The sequence below is a fragment of the Ciceribacter sp. T2.26MG-112.2 genome (assembly GCF_900492205.1).
Taxonomy (GTDB): Bacteria; Pseudomonadota; Alphaproteobacteria; order Rhizobiales; family Rhizobiaceae; genus Allorhizobium; species Allorhizobium naphthalenivorans_A.
Window position 1 is genome coordinate 263,593 of sequence record NZ_UEYQ01000003.1, and the last position, 22,998, is coordinate 286,590.

20 protein-coding genes and 1 tRNA gene are annotated in these 22,998 nt (G+C 62.8%); 12 read left to right on the forward strand and 9 right to left on the reverse strand.

Going from position 1 to position 22,998, the window contains the following annotated elements; translation table 11 throughout:
* Positions 1–80 precede the first annotated feature (80 nt).
* Positions 81–2,219 (forward strand): sodium-translocating pyrophosphatase, encoded by a 2,139-nt coding sequence (locus DYZ14_RS06980; protein WP_154720028.1) that lies wholly within the window; start codon positions 81–83, stop codon positions 2,217–2,219.
* Between the two features lie 102 nt (positions 2,220–2,321).
* Here DYZ14_RS06980 and DYZ14_RS06985 read toward each other — a convergent pair whose 3' ends face one another.
* Complete coding sequence (locus tag DYZ14_RS06985) at positions 2,322–2,819, reverse strand: outer membrane protein assembly factor BamE (protein ID WP_115670756.1); 498 nt, start codon at positions 2,817–2,819, stop codon at positions 2,322–2,324.
* A gap of 267 nt (positions 2,820–3,086) precedes the next feature.
* Here DYZ14_RS06985 and DYZ14_RS06990 point away from each other — a divergent pair, with 267 nt between their 5' ends.
* The 9 genes from DYZ14_RS06990 to DYZ14_RS07030 all read left to right on the forward strand — a co-directional run bounded on the left by DYZ14_RS06990 (position 3,087) and on the right by DYZ14_RS07030 (position 10,752).
* On the forward strand, positions 3,087–3,632 hold the full coding sequence (locus tag DYZ14_RS06990; RefSeq protein WP_154720029.1) for a ubiquinol-cytochrome C chaperone family protein: 546 nt from the start codon (positions 3,087–3,089) through the stop codon (positions 3,630–3,632).
* A gap of 1 nt (position 3,633) precedes the next feature.
* Complete coding sequence (locus tag DYZ14_RS06995) at positions 3,634–4,197, forward strand: YceD family protein (RefSeq protein ID WP_154720030.1); 564 nt, start codon at positions 3,634–3,636, stop codon at positions 4,195–4,197.
* A 99-nt stretch (positions 4,198–4,296) separates the two neighbouring features.
* Complete coding sequence (gene plsX, locus DYZ14_RS07000; protein WP_154720031.1) at positions 4,297–5,343, forward strand: phosphate acyltransferase PlsX; 1,047 nt, start codon at positions 4,297–4,299, stop codon at positions 5,341–5,343.
* A gap of 20 nt (positions 5,344–5,363) precedes the next feature.
* Positions 5,364–6,335 (forward strand): beta-ketoacyl-ACP synthase III, encoded by a 972-nt coding sequence (locus DYZ14_RS07005; RefSeq protein WP_154720032.1) that lies wholly within the window; start codon positions 5,364–5,366, stop codon positions 6,333–6,335.
* A gap of 109 nt (positions 6,336–6,444) precedes the next feature.
* Positions 6,445–6,783 (forward strand): integration host factor subunit alpha, encoded by a 339-nt coding sequence (locus DYZ14_RS07010; protein ID WP_115670761.1) that lies wholly within the window; start codon positions 6,445–6,447, stop codon positions 6,781–6,783.
* Positions 6,784–6,910: 127 nt separating this feature from the next.
* Positions 6,911–7,447: a MerR family transcriptional regulator gene (locus DYZ14_RS07015; protein WP_154720174.1), complete on the forward strand. Its 537-nt coding sequence runs from the start codon at positions 6,911–6,913 to the stop codon at positions 7,445–7,447.
* Between the two features lie 91 nt (positions 7,448–7,538).
* Positions 7,539–7,615: transfer RNA gene (locus DYZ14_RS07020), tRNA-Pro, on the forward strand.
* Between the two features lie 189 nt (positions 7,616–7,804).
* Positions 7,805–9,400, forward strand: a complete 1,596-nt coding sequence (locus tag DYZ14_RS07025; protein ID WP_154720033.1) for a calcium-binding protein — start codon at positions 7,805–7,807, stop codon at positions 9,398–9,400.
* A 326-nt stretch (positions 9,401–9,726) separates the two neighbouring features.
* Entirely contained in the window at positions 9,727–10,752 is a 1,026-nt protein-coding gene (locus DYZ14_RS07030) for an extracellular catalytic domain type 1 short-chain-length polyhydroxyalkanoate depolymerase (RefSeq protein WP_154720034.1), read from the forward strand.
* Between the two features lie 112 nt (positions 10,753–10,864).
* Here DYZ14_RS07030 and DYZ14_RS24110 read toward each other — a convergent pair whose 3' ends face one another.
* The 5 genes from DYZ14_RS24110 to DYZ14_RS07050 form a co-directional block, all read right to left on the reverse strand.
* Positions 10,865–11,014, reverse strand: a complete 150-nt coding sequence (locus DYZ14_RS24110; protein ID WP_181904020.1) for a hypothetical protein — start codon at positions 11,012–11,014, stop codon at positions 10,865–10,867.
* A 71-nt stretch (positions 11,015–11,085) separates the two neighbouring features.
* A complete protein-coding gene (locus DYZ14_RS07035; protein ID WP_154720035.1) occupies positions 11,086–11,382 on the reverse strand; it encodes a helix-turn-helix domain-containing protein in 297 nt (98 codons plus the stop codon).
* 31 nt (positions 11,383–11,413) lie between these two features.
* The gene (locus DYZ14_RS07040) at positions 11,414–12,556 is read right to left on the reverse strand and encodes a glycosyltransferase (RefSeq protein WP_232365453.1); all 1,143 of its coding nucleotides are present in this window, start codon (positions 12,554–12,556) and stop codon (positions 11,414–11,416) included.
* A 24-nt stretch (positions 12,557–12,580) separates the two neighbouring features.
* Positions 12,581–13,828, reverse strand: coding sequence for an O-antigen ligase family protein (locus DYZ14_RS07045; RefSeq protein ID WP_154720037.1), 1,248 nt, complete (start codon positions 13,826–13,828; stop codon positions 12,581–12,583).
* On the reverse strand, positions 13,825–15,381 hold the full coding sequence (locus tag DYZ14_RS07050) for an undecaprenyl-phosphate glucose phosphotransferase (protein ID WP_154720038.1): 1,557 nt from the start codon (positions 15,379–15,381) through the stop codon (positions 13,825–13,827). Before DYZ14_RS07050 ends, DYZ14_RS07045 begins: the two co-directional genes overlap by 4 nt.
* Positions 15,382–15,605: 224 nt before the next feature.
* Between DYZ14_RS07050 and ftsH the strand changes: the two genes are divergently transcribed.
* Positions 15,606–17,432, forward strand: coding sequence for an ATP-dependent zinc metalloprotease FtsH (ftsH, locus tag DYZ14_RS07055; protein ID WP_115670768.1), 1,827 nt, complete (start codon positions 15,606–15,608; stop codon positions 17,430–17,432).
* 28 nt (positions 17,433–17,460) lie between these two features.
* Here the strand turns inward: ftsH and DYZ14_RS07060 are convergent, their stop codons facing one another.
* Positions 17,461–18,603 (reverse strand): glycosyltransferase family 4 protein, encoded by a 1,143-nt coding sequence (locus DYZ14_RS07060; protein WP_154720039.1) that lies wholly within the window; start codon positions 18,601–18,603, stop codon positions 17,461–17,463.
* A gap of 3 nt (positions 18,604–18,606) precedes the next feature.
* Entirely contained in the window at positions 18,607–19,158 is a 552-nt protein-coding gene (locus DYZ14_RS07065) for a polysaccharide biosynthesis/export family protein (protein ID WP_445292318.1), read from the reverse strand.
* Positions 19,159–19,385: 227 nt separating this feature from the next.
* On the opposite strand from DYZ14_RS07065, the gene DYZ14_RS07070 reads away from it, so the two are divergent.
* Positions 19,386–21,599 carry a GumC family protein gene (locus DYZ14_RS07070; RefSeq protein ID WP_154720041.1) on the forward strand — a complete coding sequence of 738 codons (2,214 nt, stop codon included), beginning with the start codon at positions 19,386–19,388 and terminating at the stop codon, positions 21,597–21,599.
* Here the strand turns inward: DYZ14_RS07070 and DYZ14_RS07075 are convergent, their stop codons facing one another.
* The gene (locus tag DYZ14_RS07075) at positions 21,600–22,871 is read right to left on the reverse strand and encodes a GNAT family N-acetyltransferase (RefSeq protein WP_445292319.1); all 1,272 of its coding nucleotides are present in this window, start codon (positions 22,869–22,871) and stop codon (positions 21,600–21,602) included.
* Positions 22,872–22,998: the final 127 nt, after the last annotated feature.

A 22,998-nucleotide genomic window follows, 5' to 3' on the forward strand; every position in this document is an offset into this window, starting at 1 on the left:
GGAGACCTCTGGAGGAGGGGCCAGGCCGGACGTCACCGCCCGCGGGGAGTGAGGCGCGGGCAATACGGGAGGTATTGCGAATGACAGTGCTTTTAGGCGTCATATTTTGCGGTCTGCTTTCGGTGGTCTATGCGGTCTGGGCGACGCGCTCGGTGCTGGCCGCCGATCAGGGCAATGCCCGCATGCAGGAAATTGCCGGTTATATTCGTGAAGGTGCCCAGGCCTATCTCGCCCGCCAATACCTCACCATTGCCATTGTCGGCGTCGTGGTCTTCATCGGGACCTGGCTGTTGCTTTCCGCAACGGCGGCCATCGGTTTCCTGATCGGCGCAGTTCTGTCCGGTGCTGCCGGCTTCATCGGCATGCACGTCTCCGTCCGCGCCAATGTCCGCACGGCCCAGGCCTCGTCGCAGAGCCTTGCCGCCGGTCTCGACATTGCCTTCAAGTCCGGTGCCATCACCGGCATGCTGGTGGCAGGTCTCGCCCTGCTCGGCGTTGCCATCTACTTCTACATTCTGACCGTGGTACTCGGCCATGAGAGCGGTTCGCGCGAAGTCATCGACTCGCTCGTGGCGCTCGGCTTTGGCGCTTCGCTCATTTCGATCTTCGCCCGTCTCGGCGGCGGCATCTTCACCAAGGGTGCCGACGTCGGCGGCGACCTCGTCGGCAAGGTTGAAGCCGGCATTCCGGAAGACGACCCGCGCAACCCGGCGACCATCGCCGACAACGTGGGTGACAATGTCGGCGACTGCGCCGGCATGGCCGCCGACCTGTTCGAGACCTATGCGGTCTCGGTTGTTGCCACCATGGTTCTGGCCGCCATCTTCTTTGCCGGCTCCGCCGCCCTTGAGATCGCGATGATCTATCCGCTCGCCATTTGCGGCGCCTGCATCATCACCTCGATCATCGGCACCTTCTTCGTCAAGCTCGGCACCAACGGCTCGATCATGGGCGCCCTCTACAAGGGCCTCATCGTCACCGGCGCGCTGTCGATCCTCGGTCTTGCTGCGGCGACTTCGCTGACCATCGGCTGGGGCTCGATCGGCACTGTCGCCGGTATGGACATCACCGGCTGGAACCTGTTCATCTGCGGCATCCTCGGCCTCGTGGTCACCGCACTGATCGTGGTCATCACCGAATACTACACCGGCACCAACAAGCGGCCGGTCAACTCGATCGCCCAGGCCTCGGTGACCGGTCACGGCACCAACGTCATCCAGGGGCTTGCCGTCTCGCTGGAGTCGACGGCGCTCCCGGCTATCGTCATCGTCGGCGGAATCATCTCGACCTACCAGCTTGCCGGCCTGTTCGGCACGGCGATCGCGGTGACCACTATGCTCGGCCTCGCCGGCATGATCGTCGCGCTCGACGCCTTCGGTCCCGTCACCGACAATGCCGGCGGCATTGCCGAAATGTCCGGTCTGCCGGCGGAAGTCCGCAAGTCGACCGACGCGCTCGATGCCGTCGGCAACACGACCAAGGCTGTCACCAAGGGCTATGCGATCGGCTCGGCCGGTCTTGGCGCGCTAGTGCTGTTCGCCGCCTATTCCAACGACCTGCAATATTTCGCCGCCAATGCGGCGCAGTATCCGTATTTCGCCGACATGGGCGACATCTCGTTCAGCCTGTCCAACCCTTATGTCGTCGCCGGCCTGATCTTCGGCGGCCTCATTCCCTATCTTTTCGGCGGCATCGCCATGACCGCCGTCGGCCGTGCAGCGAGTTCGATCGTCGAGGAAGTCCGCCGGCAGTTCCGGGAAAACCCCGGCATCATGCAGGGAACGGTCAAGCCGGACTACGGCCGCGCCGTCGACATGCTGACCAAGGCGGCGATCCGGGAAATGATCATTCCCTCGCTTCTGCCGGTTCTCGCTCCGCTCGTCGTCTATTTCGGCGTGCTGGCGATCTCGGGCTCCAAGGCCTCGGCCTTTGCGGCGCTCGGCGCTTCGCTGCTCGGCGTCATCGTCAACGGCCTGTTCGTGGCGATTTCCATGACCTCGGGCGGCGGCGCCTGGGACAATGCCAAGAAGAGTTTCGAGGATGGCTTTGTCGACAAGGATGGCGTCAAGCACCTCAAGGGTTCGGATGCGCACAAGGCCTCGGTGACCGGTGATACCGTCGGCGATCCCTACAAGGACACCGCCGGCCCGGCAGTTAACCCTGCGATCAAGATTACCAATATCGTCGCGCTTTTGCTGCTTGCCGTTCTGGCCGGCTAAGTCTCGGGCGCCAGCGTAGGAAACAGAAAACCGCGGAAGCTGACTTCCGCGGTTTTTTCAGTGGAGCGAGAGAAATACCTGTCCGGTATTCCTAGGCGGTTATCAGATGCCGCCGAGCAAGTTCTTGACGCTGTTGGCGGCGCCGCCGCCACCCGACAGGATCTGCTGCAGGAAGGTGAGGTCCTTGCCGCCCGTCGGCGTGGTGCGCGAGATCATGTCGAACACCTTGCCGTCCTGCATGGTGTAGTTGGCGCGCTGCGAAACCACGCCGTCCTTGTCGAAGTAGATCGCCAGGATCTGCTGCTCGACCAGCTTCTGCTTCATGAAGGCGACGGAACGGGTGCGCTTCTGCGAGATGTAGTAGAACACTTCGCCATCGAAGGTGGCGGTGGTCGACGGCGTGCCGAGCGACAACAGCACCTGTTCGCGGCTCGAGCCGACCGGCACGAGGTCCAGCGCGTCCTGGTCGACGACATAGCCGTTGTGGAAGACTTCCGACGTGGTGCAGCCGCTAAGGCTGGCAACCGAAAGAGCAAGGGCGAGGGCAGTGCAGCCGAGAACTTTTCTGTCCGATCCGAGATACCGCATTTCCAACCACACGTCTCCAATGACACGATGAGGCCACCCGACTGGGTCGACCGCAAAACCTGATGCGCATACCATTGTGGCCTTTCCGGGGTCGAAACCAGTGCTGCTTTACCCTATCGGGACCAGGCAGCCGGCTGCCCGGTAACGGCCTCGAGGTTCGGACCGGACGGCAGAAACGGCATTGCAATTCACGTCTGCTTCGGTAAACCAGCTTTCGCAATCATGCAACACGACCCAGGGCAGGCGAACCGGTTCGCTGGGTTCTTTTTGGTGAAATGAATGCTATTCGGGTTCTTCCGGCAGAAAAAGCACAACCGGCTCATCGTCGAGCGCCAGTATGCGGCATTGACCGCCACCGCGCGAACGCCTGTTTTCTATGAGCAACTCGCCGTGCCCGATACGGTCATGGGCCGCTTCGAAATGTTGTCGCTGGTCCTGATTCTCTATTTTCGCCGCACGCGCCAGTCGCCGCGCAGCGGTCAGGAGATCGCCCAGGAGATCGTCGACGCCTTCTTCGAGGATGTTGATCATTCCATCCGCGAGTTGGGGATCGGCGACCAGGGCGTGCCGAAGCGGATGAAGAAACTGGCCGGGATGTTCTACGGCCGGCTGGAATCCTATGCCGCCGCACTCGACAAAGATGACCGGGACCTGTTGGCGTCTGCCCTTCGGCGCAATATATATCCCGAAACGGGCGAAGACGCGCCGGATATGGCCGGTCTCGCCGAATGGATGATGGACGTCGAGCGCAAGCTCCGGGTCCTCGATGAAGGGGTCGTCGAGACCGGCACCGTCCGGCTCGATCCTCCCGGAGGTTTGCTCTGATATGACATCGCACAACAAGGACGCCGATCAATCGGCCTTCTCCTATCGGGTCAAGGTCGGCCATGTGTCGGCCAATCCCGTGCAGGTGCACGTCGAGGCCGATGCACGCGAGCGCGCAGCACTCGCAGAGTTGTGGAAGGTGGAGGCGGTCAATCGGCTGAAGGCCGATTTGCAGATCAATCGCTGGAAGAAGGACGGTATCCGCATTCGCGGCCAGGTCGACGGAGAACTCGTGCAGGCCTGTGTCGTGACGCTCGAGCCGGTGGTCACCGAAATCCGGCAGGAGATCGATCAGATCTTCGTGCCCGAAGGCTCGAAGCTCGCCCGCATCGTCACCGACGAGGCCGGAGAGATGCTGCTTGATCCCGAAGGGCCGGACCTGCCGGAAACCTTCGTCGGCGACACGATCGACGCCGGTGCACTGGTTGCGGAATTCGCAGCCCTCGGCATCGATCCCTATCCAAAGAAACCCGGTGCGCAATTTGCCGGACATATCGAAAGCAATGATGCCGAGGACCGGCGACCATCGCCCTTCGCCGTGTTGAAGGACTGGAAAAAGGACTGATCGCGGCCGCAACATCGGTGAATTGGGTTGTGCGGTACAGCGAAACCGGTATTTTGGCCGAAATTTCGCCGGGCAGCGAATAAGAAGGATCAGGCATAAGTGATCAGAATTTCTCTTGACGCCATGGGGGGCGACTTCGGCCCCGAAGTCGTCATTCCCGGTGCTGCCAAGGCGCTGGAACGGCATCCCGACATCCAGTTCGTTCTGTTTGGCCAGCAGGAGCGTTGTCTGCCGCTCCTCGCCCAGTATCCGAAGCTCAAGGAAAAGTCGGTCTTCCATCATTGCGATGTGGCGGTCGCCATGGACGAGAAGCCGAGCCAGGCCCTGCGTCGTGGCCGCTACGTCTCGAGCATGTGGCGCTCGATCGAGGCGGTCAAGACCGGCCAGGCCGACGTCGTCGTCTCGGCAGGCAATACCGGTGCCCTGATGGCGATGGCCAAGTTCTGCCTGCGCACCATGGCGACCATCGAGCGTCCGGCGATCGCGGCGATCTGGCCGACGCTCTCGGGCGAGAGCATCGTGCTTGATGTCGGCGCCACCATCGGCGCGGACGCCCAGCAGCTTCTCGATTTCGCCCTGATGGGCGGCGCCATGGCGCGGGCCCTGTTTGAAGTGGAGCGCCCTCTGGTCGGCCTGCTCAATGTCGGCGTCGAGGAAATCAAGGGCCAGGAAGAGGTCCGCGAAGCCGGTCGCATGCTGCGCGAGGCGGGTCTCGACACGATGGACTATTACGGTTTCGTCGAGGGCGACGATCTCGGCAAGGGCACGGTCGACGTCGTGGTGACCGAGGGCTTCACCGGCAATATTGCGCTGAAGACCGCCGAAGGCACGGCACGCCAGATCGCCGAATACCTGCGTGCCGCCATGTCGCGCACGCTGCTGGCCAAGATCGGCTATCTGTTCGCCAAGGGCGCCTTCGACAAGCTGCGCGAGAAGATGGACCCCCGCAAGGTGAATGGCGGTGTGTTCCTCGGGCTGAACGGCATCGTCATCAAGAGCCATGGCGGCACCGATGCCGAGGGTTTCGCTGCCGCGATCGATGTCGGCTATGACATGGCGCGCAATGGCCTGACGCAGAAAATCGAAAACGATCTGAAGAAATATCATGCCCGGCATCCGTCTTCGGCCGGACCGGAAGCGGCATGATCGACGGGGTTAGGAAGACAATGATCCGTTCTGTTGTTCGCGGTTTCGGGGCAGCGCTCCCGAAGCGGGTGGTGACCAATCGCGAATTGGAGGAGACGGTGGAAACCTCCGACGAATGGATCGTGCAGCGCACGGGCATTCGCCAGCGCTATGTCGCCGGCGAGGGAGAGACCACGGCGTCGCTCGGGGCCGAAGCGGCCCAGAAGGCACTTGAAAACGCCGGCCTCACGGTCGCCGACATCGACCTGATCATCTGTGCGACGTCTACGCCGGACAACACATTTCCGGCGACAGCCGTCAATATCCAGAACCGCCTCGGCATGCATCACGGTTTCGCCTTCGACATGCAGGCGGTCTGTTCGGGCTTCGTCTATGCGGTCTCGACCGCCGATCTGCATATTCGTGGCGGCATGGCCCGCCGCGTCCTGGTGATCGGCGCGGAAACCTTTTCGCGTATCCTCGACTGGACGGATCGCACCACCTGCGTCCTGTTCGGCGACGGCGCCGGTGCCCTCGTGCTGGAAGCGGCCGAAGGCGAGGGAACCAATGCCGATCGCGGCGTGCTCTCCTCCCACCTCCGCTCCGACGGCACGCACAAGGAAAAGCTCTACGTGGATGGTGGGCCCTCGACGACCGGCACGGTCGGCCATCTGCGCATGGAAGGACGCGAAGTCTTCAAGCATGCCGTCGGCATGATCACCGATGTGATCGAGGCAGCCTTCACCGCAACCGGCACAACGGCCGACGACATCGACTGGCTGGTGCCGCATCAGGCCAATCGTCGAATCATCGACGGCTCGGCCAAGAAGCTCGGCATTCCGCTGGAAAAGGTCGTCGTCACCGTCGACCTGCACGGCAATACCTCGGCGGCCTCCATTCCGCTCGCCTTGTCCGTGGCTGCGGCCGACGGACGCATCAAGAAGGGCGACCTGGTGATGCTCGAAGCGATGGGCGGCGGTTTCACCTGGGGAGCCGTGCTCCTGCGCTGGTAGCCGCACGGAGGCGAAATAAAGGATTTGTAACAAGCGCTTGACCGTCAAGCCCAAGGGCAATACTCTCTGGCGAATTCAACAAGATCATTGATTTAAGCGGACGAGAACCATGGCCGGTAAGACAGTGACGCGAGCGGATTTGGCGGAATCGGTCTTTCGCAAGGTGGGCCTTTCGCGTACCGAATCGGCGGAACTGGTCGAAACGGTGATCGATGAGATCTGCAACGCGATCGTCCGTGGCGAAATGGTCAAGCTCTCGTCCTTTGCCACCTTCCAGGTTCGCAACAAGAACGAGCGCATCGGCCGCAATCCGAAAACCGGCGAGGAAGTGCCGATTTCGCCCCGACGCGTGATGACCTTCAAGGCGTCGAACGTGCTGAAGCAACGCATCCTGCGATCGCACCTGCAGCGCAAGGCCAAGCAGAAGCCGCAAAACCCCGCGACCTGACCACGAAAACCGTGGACCGTTCGGCCGAGCCTCTCGGGCTGCTTGAAATTTCCGATACAAATCTTTGAAATAGCCCGTGAGTCGCGGCTTATCCGCGCTATCTGTTGGCAGGAGCGGTAAGATGGAGTTGGAAAAGAGCCCGGATGCCTTTCGCACCATCAGCGAGGTTGCGGACGATCTCGATCTTCCCCAGCACGTGCTGCGCTTCTGGGAGACCCGCTTTCCGCAGATCAAGCCGATGAAACGCGGCGGCGGTCGCCGCTACTATCGCCCCGACGATGTCGAATTGCTCAAGGGCATTCGCCATCTGCTCTACGATCAGGGTTACACCATCAAGGGCGTACAGAAGCTGCTCAAGACCAACGGCAACAAGTTCGTCATGGCGGTCGCCAGCGGCGATCTTGCGACCATGGAAGCGCTGATGGCCGCCGGCGCTGCCAAGGCGGAGGAGCCCAAGCTCGGCCCCCCCGAGGAGGACCAGATCGTCGGCCGGCCGAAGGTCAAGGCCAGCGGCCGATTCTTCGGCTTTGGCGGAAGCGAAGATGATATGCCGGAAATCTCCGTCGGAAAGGGTAGTACCGTCGGCAAGGAAGACCGCGCCCTGCTGCAGGAAGCGCTGTTCGATCTCCTCGAATGCAAGCGTCTGCTCGACCAGGTACGATAGGTGCCACTCAGCCGTTGCAGATTCATTCCTTTTTCCCCTTGCGTGCGCCGGACCTTGCCATTATGGAGAACGTGCTTTGCGAAAAGCAGGTCGGGGCGTAGCGCAGCCCGGTAGCGCACTTGACTGGGGGTCAAGGGGTCGCGTGTTCGAATCACGCCGTCCCGACCAATAAACTCTTGATATCCCTGGTTATACTCGAATGCCGCCGTTGGCGGCTTTCGTCGTTTTGGGGCTTTCGTGCCGCAGGATGTGATTTCCATCTTCGCGGCGGAACGCGTTCACCTTTCATAGACTGAGGCCTTACTTTCGCCACGTCTCAAGGACGATGTTGAGCACCCTGCTCCCGGTGAGGTCGCTATGCTCTATATGTCCCTGTATGGTTTCAGTTTCGATCGCTACAGCCAGACTTTCTACGCCCAGGCTACAGTGGACTATTCCTATTATGACCCGTACACGGGCGAAGACCTGAGCGACTGGAGTTTCCAATCCACGGTCGATGGACGTGTCGTGGGCTCCGGTTACGGGAACGGCTACGTGTCGTTCGTTGCATTCAACGACTATGTAGGAAGGGGCATTCAGACGATCACCGCCACGGTCTCCAGCGACTGGACAGGTGAGACCGTCGTTTGGCGCGCCCAACTCGTTAACGATACGCTGGCGACGACCGGACAGGATTACTACGGCTCGACGGGCATCGATATTCTCTTCGGCAGCGACTACGCCGACGACACCTACCTGGGAGGCGGCAATGACTTTGCCGCCGGCGGGGCAGGAAGCGACCTTCTGAACGGCGAAGCGGGGGTTGACGAGTTGCACGGCGGCGACGGGGCCGATTTCCTTCATGGCGGCAGCGGCGCTGACGCCATGTGGGGCGACAGCGGCAACGACACATACTACGTCGACAACGCCCGGGACCAGGTATTCGAGGACGCCGCAAGAGGCTATGACCGCGTCTATACCAGTGTGAGTTTTGCCCTTGCGACAGGCGAGCATGTCGAGGAATTGCGAACGACGAACGACCGTGGCACAGGGTCGATCAACCTGACCGGCAACGAACTGGTCAATACCCTGATCGGAAATGCGGGAGCCAACGTCCTCAACGGACGAGGCGGCGCGGATCGCATGTTCGGCCTTGGCGGGAACGACACCTACATCGTCGACAACGCGGCCGACACGGTCATCGAGGCCGCCGGCAATGGCATCGACCTGGTGAGGGCTTTCGTCAGTTCCACGCTCTCGGCCAATGTCGAAATGCTGTATCTGGAAGGCAGCGCCGCGATCAACGGGGTCGGCAACGACCTGGCGAATACCATGCGTGGAAACAACGCCGCCAACATCCTGAACGGGAGAGGCGGTGCCGACCGCATGTCAGGCTACGGCGGCAACGACACCTATGTGGTCGACAATGCCGGTGACGTGGTCAGCGAAGCGGCAGGTTCCGGCATCGATACCATTCAAACGTCGGTCAGTCGCAATCTGGAGGCCAATGTCGAGCGCATCGGGCTGCTGGGGAGCGCCAACCTCAGCGCTGGTGGCAACGGCCTTGCGAATGTGATCGTCGGCAATGTCGGTGCCAACAGGCTCAATGGCGCGGCCGGCAGCGACACGCTGACCGGCGGCGTGGGAAACGATACCTTCGTGTTCAATACCGCCCTTGGCTCTTCCAACATCGATACGATCCGGGATTTCTCGAATTCCACCGGAAACAACGATGTTATCTGGCTCGAAAACGGCATTTTCAGTGCACTGACGGCGACCGGAGTACTTGCGGCCACGGCATTCAAGAACCTTGACCTGGGTGCCGCCGACAGCAACGACCGGATCCTGTACGATCAGGATCGCGGCGATCTCTATTATGACCGCGATGGTTCGGGAACCGCCTATGGCGCCGTCAGGATCGCCGAAATCGCGAATTTCGCCACGCTTACGCACGCCGACTTCTTTGTCATCTAGGTCGTGACTGATCGCAGCCGGACGGGAGCTCGGCGCTTGCTGAACTCGTCGTCTTGGGGCGGTGCGAAGGCATGGCGGCGCCCGTGCAAAGCGGGTGCCGCCATTTCTCCGCAAGGGCGTCACGCCAGCCGGATCAGCAAACTTGGGGAGCCGGACGCCCGCCGCAGGGCGGGTGTCTTTTTGTGTCAAAGGACGTTCTTGCCCTATAAATGCTGCATCGCGGCATTATATTTGTTCTTGGGTCCTCCGCATGGGAACCGGAGCGCGCGGCGGGGCTTTAGACGGGGAGAGATACTTCGAGTTTTTCGAAAAGGAATCCCTTTTTCATGCGCCTCAAGATTCCCATGCCGTTTTCCTTCATCCTCGGCCAGCAGAAGAAGCTGCAGAAGAAGATTTTGAAGGCCATGCCTTCACTCCCGCTGACCGCGCCGGCCCGCACCGTGCGCCCCCGCAAGCCGCGCACGGTGCGCACCCGCCTCATCGAGGTTACCGGCTTCGGCACCAATCCCGGTCACCTTCGCATGTTGGAATACGTGCCGCCGAAAGCGCGCAAGGGGGCTCCGCTCGTCGTCGTCCTGCATGGCTGTCTACAGACGGCCGATGATTTCGACAGGGGCAGCGGCTGGAGCGCGCTGGCCCGTGAGGGCGGATTCGTGCTGCTCTATCCCGAGCAGCGCAAGTCGAACAATCCCAATCTCTGCTTCAACTGGTTCCGCCCGAGCGCTGTGGCGAGGGACCGCGGCGAGCTGATGTCGGTCCGACAGATGATCGACAATGCCTGCGCCCGGCACCATGTCGACAAGAAGCGCATCTACATTCAGGGCCTTTCGGCCGGCGGCGCCATGGCTTCGGCGCTGCTCGCAACCTATCCGGAACTGTTCGCTGCCGGCCAGATCGTCGCGGGATTGCCGTTCGGAGCGGCGCGCGATGCCATGTCGGCGCTGTCGGTGATGAACTCCGGGATCAACCGGACCCCACAAGAATGGGGCGATCTTGTGCGTGCCGTCACGCCGCAGCCAAAGAAGCGGCCGATGGTATCGATCTGGCATGGAACGGCCGACCGTGTGGTCTCGGTTGCCAATGCCCGCGCCACGCTTTCGCAATGGCTCGACTTTTACGGTCTCGAAGAGGCCGACGGCAAGGCCGTCACGATCAAGGGACAGCCAGCAAGGGTCTGGCATGATGCGGCTGGAAAACCGCTGGTCGAGTTCTGCCTGATCGAAGGAATGGGCCATGGCCTGCCGATCATGGCGAAGCGCTCGGCGACCGTGAAGGCCGGTATGCCTTACATGCTGGAGGGCGGCATCAGCGCGCCGACCCATTTGAACCGGGCCATCCTGGCGAGTCGCTGAAGCGATGTTGGATGGCGTGCGCTTGAAAAGAAAAAAAGCCCGGCGAACCGGGCTTCTTATCAGCAGGAACCAGTGTCGGCCGCGTCAGGCCGCCGTCGGGACCCAGTCTGTTTCAGTTCTCCTGGATCTTCACGCCGTCGCTTCCGATGGTCATTTCAACGCCTTTGGGCTTCGTCTCCTCGCGGTACAGGTAGACACCCAGACCGACGACCACGACGATCAGCGCGCCGATGACGAGATAGAGACCATTGTTCCGATTCATGCATTGCTCCTAAAAGGTGTGACGGGCAATAAACCGGCAGACGCGCTTTTGTTCCCTGACGATTGCAGGTTTCAGCCGTCATTGGTCGCGTTGAGATTTTCCGGCCGCAGGCCCTCGCCAGTGTCGTGGCGGGCGGCAAGCCTTACCCCCATCCCACCGGGAGGACAATCCCCGTCGGCGAGAAAGGCAATGCCGGCCTGCTCGAAGGCGCTGCGAAGGGCGAGCAGGACGGCCTGATCGGGCGAAGCGGGCTTCTCCTCCTCGATCTGCAGGACCATGAAGGCGGATACGCCGCTTTTCGCCGAAATCTGGTCGACACTGAGGCCGAGGAGCGCTCGTGCGGCGCGGATCTGAGCGGGTGTGATCATGAGAAGGAATATGGCGGATGTGCAGGAAAAATCAATCGCGCACCCCATGTCGACCGGCGAGCGCCTGGCGGTAGACATCGAGCGTCTGGTCGACCATGGCGTGGACGCCGTAGCGCCCGCTGCGCGCGCGCGCGGCGTCGGCCAGTCGCGCGCGCGTCGCCGCGTCGCAGAGCTTTGTCATGGCGGCGATGAGCGGCGCCGTGTCGTCGCTGTTCGGCACGACGAGGCCGTTGACGCCGTGGTCGAGCACATTCGCCGTTCCGCCGACATCGGTCAGGATCATCGGCAGCCCGGCGGCCGCACCTTCCAGCATGACATAGGACATCGCCTCGTAGCGGCTGGTCATGACCAGCACGTCGATCGCCTGCAGTGCTTCCGCTCCGGGCAGGTCGGCCTCGATGACGACGCGATCCGCGATGCCGGCCGCCTCGATTTGGCGCCGCACGTCGGCCTCCAGCTCCCCGCTGCCGATCATCAGCAGGCGGGTTTTCGGCATATCTCTCGCGATGGCGGCAAAGGCTGCAATCAGCCGCTCCGGGGCCTTCTGAGCCGACAGCCGGCCGATGAAGCCGAACACCAGCGCGTCCTCAGGAATTCCGCACCGCGAGCGGACTTCCCCGCGCCGCCCGGCCGGGATCACCCCGACCCCATTGACCACGACGGCGAGCCTTGAACCGGGAATGCCAAGTCCGAGCGCGTGGTCGTATTCATTCTTCGAGACGCAGATCACCCGGTCGGTAAAGAAGCGTCCGAGGAGACCTTCGATCGCGCCGAACACCAGACGTCCCTTCGACGACAGGCTCGGATCCATGGTGCGAAACGCGTGTGGCGTGTAGATGCGCGGCACATGCGGGCCGGGCAGGCGAAGGCGCGTCAGCGCACCGGCCTTGGAACTGTGTCCGTGAATGATGTCGAACGGGCCTTCCTCGCGGATCACCCGGCCGAGGGCGCGCCAGGAAGCGAAATCCCCGGGCCCGACGGCCCGCAGCATCGGCAGGGCGATGACCTTGGCGAGATCGAGTGCCATCAATTCGCGAACGAAGCGCTCTTCCGCCCGGACGGGGGAATAGACCGCCGTCACCAGGTGGCCGCGCGCCTTCAGGCCGCCACACAGGTCGACGAAATGGCGGCCTGAGCCGCCGCCGCTCGGTTCGAGCACTTCGAGGATGTCCAACGGTGTCTCGCTCTTTTTCATGGGTCAGGCAGGGAAGGGGCTGCGTCGCAGCGCCCGCTGGTGGCGCCATTCCAGCGCGCCGCAGCCCCAGACGATGCCGAGCAGCAGATAGAAATGCCGCCAGTGGTCGGTGTCGATGACATTGCCGATGATCACGTGACCAATGATGACGATCCAGGCGATCATCAGATAGGGCTGCCAGGGGCGGTCGCGCAGCAGAAAGCGGAAGCCGATTGTGAGCGTCCACACCATCATGGCGACGTAGGAGACGAAGCCGAGCCAGCCGTAGCTCGTCAGCGACTTCAGCCAGATATTGTGCTCGTCCTCGGGGAAGATCTCGCTGAACACCATCGGTCCGATGCCGAGGGGGTTTTCCATCATCATCAGGAAGCCGATGCGGTGGCGGGCGAAACGGCCGAGATGGCCGCCGTCATACTCCTTGACCAGCGTCGTGCGGTCGAGAAACAGGTTGCGGACCTGTTCGAACTGCAGCGCGATCACCACGGCCACCACGAGCAGCACGACGGCCGCCAGCGAGAGGAGGAGGATCTTCAGCCGGAAGGCCCCCGTGCGCTCCTTCAGCAGCAGGATGAAGACCAGCGCGACGGCGGAGAACAGGAACAGCGCCCAGGCAGCGCGCGAGAACGACAGGAACACGCCGAGTGCAATGATCAAGAGGCCGGCGACCCGGAGCGGCGCCGATGAGAGTTTTCCGGTCAACAGGCCGTGCATCAGATAGAGCGCTGGTGCGATGAGAAAGGGGCCGAAGACGTTGGGGTCCTGGAATGCACCTTTCGCGCGGTCATAGAGGGTGAAGGCTTCGGCGCCAGGGAAGGCGTGAAAATAACCGAGGATGCCAAGCAGCCCGGTGATGATCGCCGCCGCCACCCAGGCCTGGAAGATCAATCGAAGACGCTGGTGGCGGTCCTCGATGATCGCCGCATAGAAGACGGATGTGAGGGCCAGGAAGGTGGAGACCGCCAGATACATCGGCCCGGTGCCAAGATCCTTCATCACGGTCAGCGACAGTATGCCGCCGACATTGAAGGTGAGCAGCAAGGCCAGAAGCGGGGCGACAGCGCGCGAGATCTTCAGCCCGAGCAGGAACCAGACCGCAACCTGCAGGACCATCAGCAGTTCGTAAGGAGCCGGTTCCGACATCACGAAACCGGAGAGGAAGACGCCAAAGGCCACCATCGCCGAGCCGAACAACGTCAGGACCGCGATCTGCGGCCTGAACGCTACCGGATGATGGGCGTCGAGCGTGCTCAATACGCATTTTCCGTGTTGAGCAGGCGGAACGGCGTGAGGAACAGGATTTTCAGGTCGAACAGCAGCGACCAGTTCTCGATATAGTAGAGGTCGTAGGCCGTGCGGAACTTGATCTTGTCGTCATTGTCCACCTCGCCGCGCCAGCCGTTGATCTGGGCCCAGCCGGTAACGCCGGGCTTGACCCGGTGGCGGGCAAAATAGCCTTCGACCACGTCGCCGTAGAGGCGGTCATGCGTCTGGGCCAGAACCGCGTGCGGACGCGGGCCGACAAGCGAGAGGTCGCCCCTGAGCACGTTGAAGATCTGCGGCAGTTCGTCGATCGAGGACTTGCGGATGAAACGGCCGACGGGGGTAACACGAGGGTCGCCCTTGGTGACGGCCAGGCGCGCCGTCGGATCGCTCATTTCCGTATACATCGAGCGGAACTTCAGCACGTTGATGACCTCGTTGTTGAAGCCGTGCCGCTTCTGGACAAAGAGCACCGGTCCCTTGGAGGTCGCCTTGACGGCGATCGCCGCGCCGATGAAGACCGGCCACAGCAAAAGCAGCGCGACAATGCTGAAGAAGATGTCGAAACCGCGCTTGGCGACCGAATCCCAGTCGCGGATCGGCTTGTCGAGGATGTCGAGCATCGGCACCGCGCCGACATGCGAATAGGAACGCGGACGGAAGCGCAGGCTGTTGGAGTGGGCGGCAAGGCGGATGTCGACCGGCAGGACCCAGAGCATCTTGAGGAGGTGCAGGATGCGAGCCTCCGCCGAGAGCGGCAACGCGATGATCAGCATGTCGATATGGGCAAGCCGGGCGAATTCCACCAGTTCGGCGATCGTTCCGAGCTTGGGATAGCCCGCGACGACGTCCGGCGAGCGGGCAGAACCGCGGTCGTCAAAGATGCCGCAGATGCGGATGTCGTTTTCCGGCTGCTGCTCGAGCGCGCGGATGAGATCCTTGGCCGGTTTGCCGCCGCCGACAACCACGGCACGTCGCTCCATGATGCCATTGCGGGCCCAACGGCGGATACCGAAGCCGACAAGGTTGCGCTCGACGAAGAGGAAGGCGAGGCCGAAGCCGTACCAGGAGACGAGCCAGTCGCGGAAATCCAAGCCACCCGGGCGGAACAGGAAGAGGGCGAGCGCGATCAGGGCCGCCGCCAGCGTCCAGCTGCCGGCGATGCGCGGCAGCGCCCGGAGCGGCGTGCGCAGCGCCGAAACCTGATAGCTGTCGGCGATCTGCATGAACAGCACGGCTAAGGCCGAGCCCGCCAGGCCGATCAGGAGATCGGTGAGGAAGCGCGACGACGGATCGTTGAACAGGAAATAGTGGACCCCAAGCCCGATCGCGAACAGGCTGACGAATTCCAGCAGGCGCAACTGGCCGGTGACGATCGAGGGCGAATAGTTCTCCTCGCTGAACTGCGTGGCGATCTGCTTTGCCAGCGGATTGATCTCCGCCTCCTCGCCGGCGGCCGTCGCCTTGCCGGGCTCACCGCTTGCCGAGACCTTCCGGCGCAGGGCGTCGATATCGAACTGTTCCGGCTTTTCCATCTGGTTCATCGCAATATCCCGCTCGTTGCCGCGAGAGAATAGCCGAGACTTGCTAAGAAACTTTTGAGAACCGGAGGCAGAGTGGGCATCTAGGGACCAAGATTGGTTCGATTTGGCACAGAACAGCCAGCGTTTGCCGCGGGCTGCGGTTTGACACGGATCAGCAAAGCGTGACACGGATCGTCGTATGGGATGGCTTGGCCGACCGCCGATGCACAACGGGATGCTTGTCGATGGAAAAGAAACACGTCTTCAACTTCAGCTATTTCCTTTTCGCCTTCGCCCTGCTGATGGCTTTCCAGGCCTGGATCGGCTATCGCGACTATGCCCAACTCACCTACAGCGACATGATGCGCATGGTCGGCGAGGGACGCATCGCCTCGGTGACCCTGACCGAGAGCAGGGTGGAGGGCGAGTTCAAGGAGCCGGTCGACGGCCGCAAGTATTTCATCGCCAACCGAGTCGATCCCGAATTCGCCGCCCTGTTCGAAAAGGCGGGCGTGAAAATCACCGGCGCCAGCGACAGCAATTGGCTGACCTCGATTCTCTCCTGGGTCCTGCCGGTCATCGTCTTCTTCGCGCTGTGGTCCTTCTTCTTTCGCGGCATTGCCGAAAAGCAGGGCATGGGCGGCCTGATCAATATCGGCAAATCCCGCGCCAAGATCTATCTCGAACGCAAGACCGGCGTGACCTTCGACGATGTCGCCGGCATCGACGAAGCGGAAGCCGAACTGCAGGAAATCGTCTCCTTCCTCAAGGACAAGGACCTCTACGGCCGGCTCGGCGCCCGCATCCCCAAGGGCATCCTGCTGGTCGGTCCGCCCGGCACCGGCAAGACGCTGATGGCGCGGGCGGTCGCCGGCGAGGCGGGCGTTCCGTTCTTCTCGATCTCCGGTTCCGAATTCGTCGAGATGTTCGTCGGCGTCGGTGCAGCCCGCGTGCGCGACCTGTTCGAGCAGGCAAGGCAGGCGGCACCCTGCATCATCTTCATCGACGAACTCGATGCCCTTGGCCGGGCTCGCAATTCGTTCGGTGGTTTTGGCGGCAATGACGAGAAGGAACAGACGCTCAACCAGCTGCTCGCCGAGCTCGACGGCTTCGACCCGCGGGTCGGCATCGTGCTGCTTGCCGCCACCAACCGCCCGGAGATCCTCGATCCGGCGCTCATGCGCGCCGGCCGCTTCGACCGCCAGGTGGTGATCGACCGTCCCGACCGAAAGGGCAGGGCGGCGATCCTCAAGGTCCACATGAAGAACGTCACCATCGAACCGAGCGTCAGCGTCGACGAGATTGCCGGCCTGACCCCCGGCTTCACCGGCGCCGATCTGGCCAATCTGATCAACGAGGCGGCCATCCTTGCCACGCGCCGCGGCGGGACCACCGTCGCCATGGAAGACTTCGTCGCCGCCGTGGAACGCATCATCGCCGGCGCCGAGCGCCGCAGCCGCATCCTCAACGCCGATGAGCGCCGGCGTGTCGCCTATCACGAGATGGGCCATGCGCTCGTGGCTGCCGGTTTGCCCTCGGCCGACCCGGTGCAGAAGGTATCGATCATTCCCCGTTCCATCGGTGCGCTCGGCTACACGCTGCAACGCCCGACCGAGGATCGCTTTCTGATCACGGCGGGCGAACTCAAGGATCGCATGGTGGTGTTGCTCGCCGGCCGCGCCGCCGAGGATCTGGTGTTCGGCGAGATTTCCACCGGTGCCGCAGACGATCTGGCCAAGGTGACCGACATTGCCCGCGAGTATGTCACCCGCTTCGGCATGGATTTGTCCGTCGGCCAGGCGGTGCTCGAACCGCAGCGGCAGCAATGGCTGGATGACGGCCAGTTCCGCACGCGGCCGAAGGATTATTCCGAGGCGACGGCGCGCGAGGTCGATCTGGCGGTGCGCAAGTTGATCGACGAGGCCTACCAGAAGGCGAAGCAGGCGCTCGAGGGGCGGATCGTCGAACTGAAGGCGGGCGCGAAGTTGCTCCTGGAGCGCGAGACGCTGACGCCCGACGACTATGAACCGCTGAGACGGGCGGAGCCGCCTTCGAAGAGCGCTGCCGAATAGGGTTGCCGCCTTGCCGACAAGGCGCCACTCAGTGGCGGTCGAGCCGTTCGCGATAGAGATCGGCCATCTGCTCGGCCATGGTCGAGGCGGAAAACCTGGCTCTGAAGGCTTCGGGCTCCGGCATGGTCGCGCCGTGCCAGTCGGGCGTGGTGACGGCGCGCGCCATCACACGGGCCAGATCCTGCACATTGCCTGGCTCGACCAGGGCATCGCTGTCTTCGCCCAGCACCTCCGGTATGCCGCCGACGCGCGTCGCGATCAGCGACTTTCCCGCGGCAAGCGCTTCAAGCACGATATAGGGCATCGCCTCGGCGCGGGACGGGACCACCACGATATTGGACATGGCGAAGGCTTCCTTCACCGGCATGGCGGGAAGCAGGCCGATGCGCCGGCCATAGCCGCGCTGCTCGATCATGTCGCGATACTTGTCCCGATCCGGCCCGTCGCCGACGATCAGCGCGCTCAAGGGGTGTCCGACCAGACGCTCGGTCTGCGCAAAGGCTTCGATGAAGACATCGGGTCCTTTCAGGTCGCGCAACATGCCGACATAGATGAAATGGACGCTGTCGGACCGCGAGGGGATGACGGCGAAGTCCCGGTCACTCAGGCCGTTATAGATCATCCGGTGGGCGCAGCGCGGCACGCCGACCTTGGTTTCGTAGGTCCGGCGTTCATAGTCACAGACGAAGATAATGGCATCCGTCAGGCGCTCGAGCATCCGCTCGACGGCAAAGACGGTACGGCCCGACAAGGAAGCCTGGTCGAAATGCAGGCTGCCCCCGTGGGGTGAATAGAAGCGGGCAACGCGATACCTTTTCGCCCGCAAGGCTGAGCCGATGATGCGTGCCACGACGCCACCCTTGGCGCCGTGACCGTGCACGACATCCGGCCGCAATTCTTTGATTTCCTTGTAGCTCTTGTGAAGTGCCGAGACGTCGCCGAAGCCGACCGACCGGGCAATCGGCATCCGGTGCAGTCCGAGCGCGAGATAGGGCATGATCTGCTCGAACAGCCGGTCCTCGTGCTCGCTGCCCGTCGTGCTGTCGCACAGAATGCCGACCTCATGGCCGGCCCGGCTATGCTGTTCGGCAAGATCGCGCACATGGCGGAAAATTCCGCCGACAGGCGACCTGAAGCAATGGACAATGCGTAGCGGCGGGCCATCCTGCATGGATCAGAACAGCCGTTCGCGCACGTAGATCGTATCTCCGGCGAGGATCGGATCGGTAATCGGAACGCGGCCGGTCAGGATGTTGCCGTTGATCTTGCGCGTCACGTCGACGTCGCGCTGGTTGGCGCGGGGCGAGAAGCCGCCGGAGACGGCGATGGCGTTTAGCACCGTCATGCCCGGAACATAGGAATACTGGCCCGGCTGGCCGACCTCGCCCATGACGAAGATCGAGCGGTAGCGGTCAAGCTCGATGGTGACGTCGGGGTCGCGCAGGAAGCCTTGCTTCAGCTTCTGGGCAATCACGCCTTCGAGTTGGGTGACGGTCGCGCCGCGAGCGGCGACCTGTCCGACGAGCGGGAAGGCGATGTAGCCGGCCTGATCGACCGTGTAGGTATTGGTCAGGCTCTGTTGTTCGAACACGGTGATGCGAAGCCGGTCGCCGCTGTCCAGGCGATAGGGCTGGATTGTTGCCTCGTGGAAGACCTTCGGCGCGGGCCGGTAGGTCGCACAGCTGCTCAGGGCCGCGGCTATCAGCGCGACAATGAGCAACATCATTCCCCTAGTGCCAGCCAATGACATGCGCCGTCGCGCTCCCGATGCAAGAATTCGATAGCACCGTTATCTTTCGGTTAGGGTTAACGGCCGGTAAAGACGAGGGGCGTGCTTTGGCCTTTCCTGCCAAATTGTCCCTGGCAGGCCTCGCTGGCTCCCGGTCTTCGCCGGTTAACGCTTGGGTTACCATGATCCTTTACACTCTCGCGAGATTGTACCGGGAGTTGGGCATGTCGAGCGTAGGCAACGGTCACCAGGACGTAGATATCGATCTCGCGCAGCTGTTTCGCGCAGTGTGGCACCGCAAGGCGCGCATTCTGGCGGCGACGGCCCTTGTCGGTTGCCTTGCTTTCGTCGGCGCGAGCATGCTTTCGCCCAAGTACAGCAGCGAGGCGCGCATCCTGATCGAGCCGCGCGAGCCGAATTTCTCGGTGCAGGCCAACCTCCAGACGACGGCCGAGCCTTTGCCGGACGAACTCAACATCGTCAGCCAGGTGCAGCTGCTGCAGTCGGTGGACCTGATCAAGCAGGTGGCGCGCGACCTGAAGCTCTACGAGCTGGAGGAATTCGATCCCGACACCAGTCCCTCCGGCGTGTCCGACCTGCTGGTAATGCTCGGTTTGAAGAAGAATCCACTCGACCTCGCCCCGGAAGAACGGGTGCTGAAGGCCTTCCAGGAGAAGCTGCAAGTCTATCAGGTCGAGAAGTCCCGCGTCATCGGCATCCAGTTCACCTCGAAGGACCCGAAGCTCGCCGCCGCGATCCCGAACGCTATCGCCGACGTCTATCGCCAGCTTCAAAGCGGCGCCAAGCTGGACAGCAATTCCGACGCCGCCCGCTGGCTCGAGCCGGAGATCGCCAACTTGCGCGAGAAGGTGAGGGAGGCCGAGCAGAAGGTTGCCGAATACCGGGCCTCGACGGGTCTCATGCCGCTTGGTGAATCGACCAACTTCTCCTCGCAGCAGTTGAGCGACATTTCCGCCGAGCTGGCGCGGGTGCGTGGCGAGCGGGCCGATGCCGAGGCGAAGGCCGACAATGTTCGCAATGCGTTGAAGAGCGGAAAATCGACGGATGCGCTGGTGGCTATCACCGGCAATGAGGCGATCCAGCGATTGAAGGCCAGCGAGTCGGAAATCCGCAGCAAGATCGCCGATCTGTCGACGACCCTGCTCGATGGTCATCCGCAGATGAAGGCCCTGCGCTCGCAACTTTCCGGCATTCGCGAGCAGATCACGGCCGAGTCGGCGAAGATCGCCTCGGGCCTGGAAAACGATGCCAATGTGGCCCGGGCGCGCGAGACCCAGCTCATTCAGCAGTTGAACACGGTCAAGGCCGATAGCGCCCGCGCCGGCACGGACGAGGTCGGGTTGAAGACGCTCGAGCGGGAGGCCGTGGCGCAGCGCCAATTGCTCGAAACCTATCTGGCTCGCTACCGCGAGGCGACGACCCGCCTCGACAAGAACGCCAGCCCAGCCGACGCGCGCGTCATTTCCAACGCGACCGAACCGCAGGAAGCAAGCTTCCCCAAGGTCATCCCGATCACCATCGTTGCCGCCCTTGCGACACTGATCATGAGTGCGGTGGTGGTGATGCTGGCCGAATTGTTCAGCGGCCGGGCCTTGCGTCCGGTAAGCCCTGCGGTGCGAAGGGAAGAGCCGGGCACGGCCGAGGAGGCCGACGTCGCATTGCCGCAGGAGCACGCTGCTCCCTTAGCCGCGACAACCCAGGCCGTTTCCACAGGCCGGGGCCTTCCGGCCAGCCTTCTTTCCGTGCAGGCTGAAGAGACTTCGGCCGACGAAATCGAAGAAGACGTGAAGCCGGAGGACGATGCCGGAATGACGCCATTGGACGGCAACGAGTTCTCCATCGAGACGGTTGCCGCCTACCTGATCGATTCCCGGGCGCGGATCGCCTTTGCCATCTCGCCGTCAGGCGACGACGGTTCGACCGCGACCGTCATGCTGGCGCGCGAACTGGACGAGCGCGGACGCAAGGTCGTGCTGATCGACATGACCGGATCGGCCTGCCCGACCTGGCTGATGGCGGCGCGCAGGGATCTCCCCGGCATCACCGACTTGCTGTGTGGTGCCGCACCTTTCTCCGAGACGATCCATCCGGACCGGCTCTCCGGCGCCGACGTCATCCCGCAGGGCAATTCCGACGTGCGGCAGGCCATGCGTGGGGCCGATCGCCTGTCGATGATCGCCGACGCGCTCGCCGACGCCTACGACCTGGTGCTGGTGGAATGTGGCCCGGCCAATGCCGAGAGCGTCGCCCGCCTCAGCCGCAACGGCGACCACGAGATCATCCTTTCCGCGCCAAAGCCCGACGAACAGGAGCTCGTGGAGATCATGACCGCCTTCGAGAAGGTCGGTTATTCGGACCTCGTGCTGATGAGCGGGACGTCCACGCGCAGCAGTGCTGCCAAGCGCAGCGCAGCCTGATCAGCTGTCGGTGCCGGTCGAGCGGATCGGCACCTCGTCGGCATGCGCCCGCAGCCGCTGGATAACGGAATAGAGCTGCGGATTGCCCTTGATCACCGCCTTGGCCCGGGTCATGCCCCGCTGTGCGAGACCGGCCAACTGCCCGATCGTGCTGATCGGCACGAGGATATCGTGCTGTACGGTTTCAACCGTGCACCAGCTTCGCTTGTAGCCCTGGTCGCCGAGGCCGAAATCGAAAAGGCTCGCCCCTTCCTCGCAGGCGCGCTCGATCATCAACCAGAACAGCAGTTCGCCCGGGCTCGCGTCCGCAACAAGGTCCTCGTCGATCGATCCGAATTGGCAGATCACATGGTCGCCTTTGCGCGACAACCCGGCAATGGCGGCGATCCTGCCTTCGAGTTCCCCCTTCAACCGGATGGCGTGCAGTTCAAGCGGCGTGTCATGGCGACCTGTGTCGACATCCAGCAGGAGGCGGAAGAACGCCTGCGTCTCCGGCGCCTGGAAGACGTTGGGAATGCCGATCGCCTTGAAGCGAATGGCCTTCTGCTCGAAGAATGCGTCGAGCATCGCGTTCTTTTCCTTGGTCGTCTGCGCGATGACATGGTCGAAACCACCGGCCGCCTCGAGCTTGCGGCACTGGTGGCGGAACTTCTTGCGGCGGCGCTTGGCGTTCAGTTGGCCGATCGTCTGTTCGAAGTCGGCCATCAGCGGCAGCTGGAAGGCATGGTTCTGGTTTTCGATGGCAGGCAGGCTCGCAAGCGGGTGGCGTTCGCCGCGCCATTCGAGCGGAATGTTGGTCAGGCTGACGAGGTCGGCCCGGCCGGCGAGCAGGTCGGTGAAAGCCTGGCGGATTACCGCTGCCTCGGCGGGGCCCGTACTGGCACGGAATGCCGCGGAGAAGAGGCCGCTGTTGATGTTGTTGAACCGCGCGGCGATGAACTGCGCGCTCCTCACCATGCCGTGCCGGACAATTTCGAGAGGCAGAATGAAGACGGTTTCGCCGTTCCTCCGGCCGAGAATGACGGCCAGCGGATTGCGGTGCGCCTTCACCCAGGACGTGCACCAGTCATAGGCCTGGTGGAGCGAATTGGCGGGATCGGCTTCGAGCTTGCGCCATTCGGCTTCAAGCGGTTCCATGCGTTCGAAAAGGCGGATTTCCAGATCCTGGATCAGGGCCATGCCGCCCTCCCTCGGGCTTGCCTGCGCGCTGGGAGCGGCCACGCCTGCCGTCACTTCTTCAGTGCTGCGAAATTCCAGCGACGATGTCTGCACGGTCCTTCTCCGACGGATGACGCTCTGCGCGAACCCTAGCGAAGGGAGAGGGAAGAATCGGTTAGCGAGGCAGGCCGGTACAGGATTTCCGCGAGTCGCGGTTATCGACCGGTTAACCGGCCGACAT